The 3,957-nt window shown below is 70.4% G+C and carries 3 protein-coding genes and 1 pseudogene; 2 read left to right on the top strand and 2 right to left on the bottom strand.

Annotated elements, in window-relative coordinates:
• The coding region (locus GUY59_RS46330; protein WP_236668155.1) for a PH domain-containing protein at positions 1 to 1,257 on the bottom strand (1,257 nt) is incomplete at its 3' end.
• Positions 1,258 to 1,285: 28 nt separating this feature from the next.
• Positions 1,286 to 1,807: a PH domain-containing protein gene (locus tag GUY59_RS46325; protein ID WP_246081245.1), complete on the bottom strand. Its 522-nt coding sequence runs from the start codon at positions 1,805 to 1,807 to the stop codon at positions 1,286 to 1,288.
• A gap of 567 nt (positions 1,808 to 2,374) precedes the next feature.
• On the opposite strand from GUY59_RS46325, the gene GUY59_RS46320 reads away from it, so the two are divergent.
• Both GUY59_RS46320 and GUY59_RS46315 read left to right on the top strand, forming a co-directional pair.
• Complete coding sequence (locus GUY59_RS46320; RefSeq protein ID WP_138208710.1) at positions 2,375 to 2,950, top strand: YbhB/YbcL family Raf kinase inhibitor-like protein; 576 nt, start codon at positions 2,375 to 2,377, stop codon at positions 2,948 to 2,950.
• Between the two features lie 184 nt (positions 2,951 to 3,134).
• Positions 3,135 to 3,957: pseudogene (locus GUY59_RS46315) on the top strand (hypothetical protein); the annotation flags it as partial.

Below are 3,957 nucleotides of genomic sequence, written 5' to 3'. Positions count from 1 at the left end.
GGGGCGCAGGTCCGCGCGGAAGGGGCCGATCGCGTCGCCGGTCACCTGGAAGGCCACGGCACGGGGAACGTCGGGAAGGAGCTGGCCGCGGGTCTCCGAATCGCCGAGCCCGGTCACGATGGCCCAGGCGCGTACGACACCCGCCCAGCGTTCCGCGAGGCCGTCGACGATCTCGTAGCCGCGTACGCGCGCCGACTCCAGCGATACGCTGCGCCGGTTGATGAGCCCTCGTTCGGCCACGAGGTGGCGGTCGCGCCGTTTGAGGGAGAAGTCCCAGTTGAAGACCGCGTACATCAGCCCGCCCAGGAATGGCATCGCCAGCACCAGCAGCAGGGCCACGACCAGCAACAGGTAGGGGCGTTCCCAGAACCACTCCCCTACGGTCAGGGCGGCGGTCCGGCCGAAGCCCAGGTCGTCCCCCAGTTGGAAGGTGAGCCCGACCGCGCCGCCGAGGAGCGCGAAGGGGGTCAGCAGGTACGCGCCGGACAGCGGCCCGTAAAGCAGCCATCTGCGCGGGACGCGGATGATCGGCTGTTCGGCCGGCTCCGGCTCCTGGGCGCCGGGTGCGTCGGCGGCAGGACGGGCCGCGCGGCGCAGGAGGACCGCCTTGAGCCGTTCGGCCTCCGCCAGGGTCACCCCGTTGAGCTCGGCCTCCTCGTCGCCGCCGCTCGCCCCCGTGTCGATCTTGAGTACGGACAGGCCGAGCAGCCGGTGCATCGGCGGCGTCGACACGTCGACGCCGCGGATCCGCTCCAGCGGGATGGTACGGACGGACCGGCTGATCAGCGCACGTTTCGTTTCGAGGCGGTCACCGACGATCTCGTACGTGAAGGTGGCCCACCTGACGATCGCGAACACCACGGTGCCGACCACGCCCAGGGCCGCCCATCCGTACGACCTGGCCGAGAAGCCACCCACGAACAGGACCCCGACCAGGGGGAGCAGGAGGGAGGGCAGCATGCGTACCGGATCGATGAGCAGGACCTTGGGGCTCAGCCGCAGCGGCGCACGGGCGGGCGGCGGCGGACCGCCAGGGGGCTGCTCAGGACCTCCGGCGGGCGGCGGCGGACCGCCCGGAGCCCGCTCCGGGCCCCAGGGCGGGGGGCCGCCCGGGTGCGGCTGCACCGTCCAGGGCTGGGGGGCCGCCTGATCGGGGTGTCCGCCTCCTCCGGGGCCCGGCGCAGTGGCGTCGTCCGGCCGCGGCGGGTCGCCACCGGGTGAGGGTTCAGGGCTGTCGTGAGGTGCGCCGCCGGTCATCGCAGCTCCTTGGGCCGTCGCGAGGCGGTCACGTGGCATCGTCCCTGAGCTCCTCCGCCCGGTGCGCGAGCTGCTCCGCGAGCCGGGCCGCCTCGCCGTAGTCGAGGCCCTTGATCGTCGAGGAACCGGCATGGGACGCGGTGCGGATCTCCAGCGTGGCCAGACCGAGCATCCGCTCCAGCCACCCCTGCCCCTTGTCGACCGTCTGGATGCGACTCACGGGCACGAAAACCCACTCCCTGGTCAGGAACCCCGACCTGGCGTAGACGACGTCGCCTGAGAGCTCCCAGCGGTGCACGGCGTACCGTACGAACGGCTCGGCCACCAGGAACGGCAGGAGCAGCACCACCACGGCGGCCGGCAGGAGCCAGGAGTTGTCGGCGTACCAGCCGGGGACCCACCACCATCGGCTGCCGTCGAGCCACTGCGCCACCAGCAGCGCACCACCCAGGAAGAACACGAACGCGATCAACGACTCGAACAACCACAGGCGGATGGCCTTGGGCGAAACGCGATTCGCCGGATCACGGATCGGGCCTGATGAGGTCACAGCACCAGCTTAGGGCGCGAATCCGGCATGGAGATCGGCTTCGAGGGTGGTAAAGATCGACGGGCCGTCCCGGCGTGTCTGCCGACGGCCTCCGTGGGCGGGTGCCATGCTCGATGGCGGCCTGCCGCAGGCTGTCGAGCATGGCCACGTCGGCGGCGCCACGTTCGTGCCAGCCAGGCCCGGCGAGCGCAGACCGCACCACAGCGCGAGCGCCCTCACGCACGTGGCAGCCGCCGTTCGCGCGCGCGGTGCCCTGGGACCGACCCTCTTTACCGTTCTGTACGATCTGGCGCACCTGATTTTTCTGTATGTTCGGAGAACAGCGCGATGTCCGTCTTGTCGGGTCACGCTCCGTGATCACGTCCGCTGCCCGCCACGGTGAACCAGCAGGCCAGAAAGGGTCCCGGGGAAGGCCCGATCCAGGTCCTCCGGGGGGTGGAGCAGGGTCTTTGTGTGCAACCTCACGGCTGAGATGCCGTGATTCTGACCGGTTTCGGATCCTTTACCGGCCACCGACCATCGGGAAACGGTCTGCACACCGCCGAGACGCGCGTAGCATCGTCCGTCATGGGGCTGTGTAACACGGCGACACCCGCGCGCCGCATCGCTGTCGGTGTGACAGCGGTGACCGTCGCGTTCGCGCTGTCAGGTTGCGGCAGCCTCATCGGCCGGTCCCAGGCCGAGGACATCGCGGAGGTCCATGTCTCGAGCCCGGAGTTGCGCGAGGGCGAGCCGCTGCCACGCGACTACTCCTGCAAGGGCGCCCAGGGCAGCCCGCCGCTGCGCTGGTCGAGCCAGCCGTTGCCCAAGGCGAAGTCGATCGCGATCGTGGTCGACAGCCATACACCATCGACGTCCACTGTGCACTGGGTGCTCTACAACATCCCGGCGACCACGACCGAGCTGGGCCCCAACGCCGCCGAGGAGCCCCCGGAAGGAACCGGCCAGGCGCCCCTGCCGAGCGGGAAGCCGGGCTATGATCCCCCCTGCGGTCCGGGCACCTACCGCTTCACCGTCTACACGCTGAACGACAAGGTCGAAAGGAAGCAGGGAGCCCCTCCCCTCGACCTTCCCGAGATCTTGAAGCAGATCGCGGACCGGACCATAGCCCGGGGACGGCTCACCGCGGTCAACGCTCAGTGAGGGATCAAACACGACGTGTAGTGCAGATGTACCAATTCTTCACGTAGGGTGTGACAACGCTCATAGTGGTCCGACAGAATCAGATCCAATCGTTAGGCACTGGTGATCAAAGGGGGCAGATCGCGTCGATGGCCGCGCGATCTCATCGGTGCCAAAGGGAGGCCATGGCTTTGAGGGTGGTGCAATGATCGCGGTCGTAGTGAGCTTGGTCGCTGTCGTGCTCCTCGTGCTCGTCGTCGTGGCACTGGGCATGCGTTCGATGAACCGCAGGGAGAGCTCGCTTCCTCCGGAACGGCTGAAGGAGATGGCCGAGAAGGAGGAGTCGACCCACGCTCGTTCCACGGACGAGTTCGCCGCGCACGAGCCGCGGATGAGAAACTTCAGCCCCGACTTCAGCCCGATCGACCAGCCGAAGGCGCCGAAGCCGGCACGCAGCGGTCAGCGTGGCCGGCGTGGTGTCGACGAGTGGGGCAACCCGACCTCCGACGACGAGGACGAGGAGTTCTGGGCCAACATCCGCAGCGACGCGGAGGAGGGCGGTTTCGGCGCCGGTGGCACCGTGGCGGCCAGGAAGGGCGCCTCCCGTCCCGTCGAGCGCGAGCGTCCCGCGGAGCAGCGAGCCGAGCGCCGCGCCGAGCGTCCCGCCGAGTCCGGGGGCGAGCGTCCCGCGGACCGGTCGGCGAGCCGGCCCGCCGAGCGCCGCTCGGAGCGTCCGGGCAAGCGCGCCGACCGCAGCGCCAGGCCGCGGCCCGTGGCCGCCTCCGCCGACCCCGACGCGACCACCGTCCAGGGCCCGCTGCCGCAGCGCCAGCCGGCCGCGTCCCACCATTCCTCCGGCAACCATTCCTCCGGCCTCGCCGACCTGGTCGAGCCGGTCAAACCCGCGGTCCCGGCGCAGTCCGACCTGGCCGACCAGCGCACCGTGACCTTCTCGGCGTCGGCGGGCGACGTGATGAGCATCCTCGCCCCTGGCGCCCAGCCGGTGCCCGCCCCCACCCGGCCTGCCG

It is taken from the genome of Nonomuraea sp. K271 (assembly GCF_009908215.1).
Taxonomy (GTDB): domain Bacteria; phylum Actinomycetota; class Actinomycetes; order Streptosporangiales; family Streptosporangiaceae; genus Nonomuraea; species Nonomuraea longispora.
The sequence above is the reverse complement of the archived record's forward strand: the minus strand, read 5'-3'. Positions and strand labels throughout refer to the sequence as shown.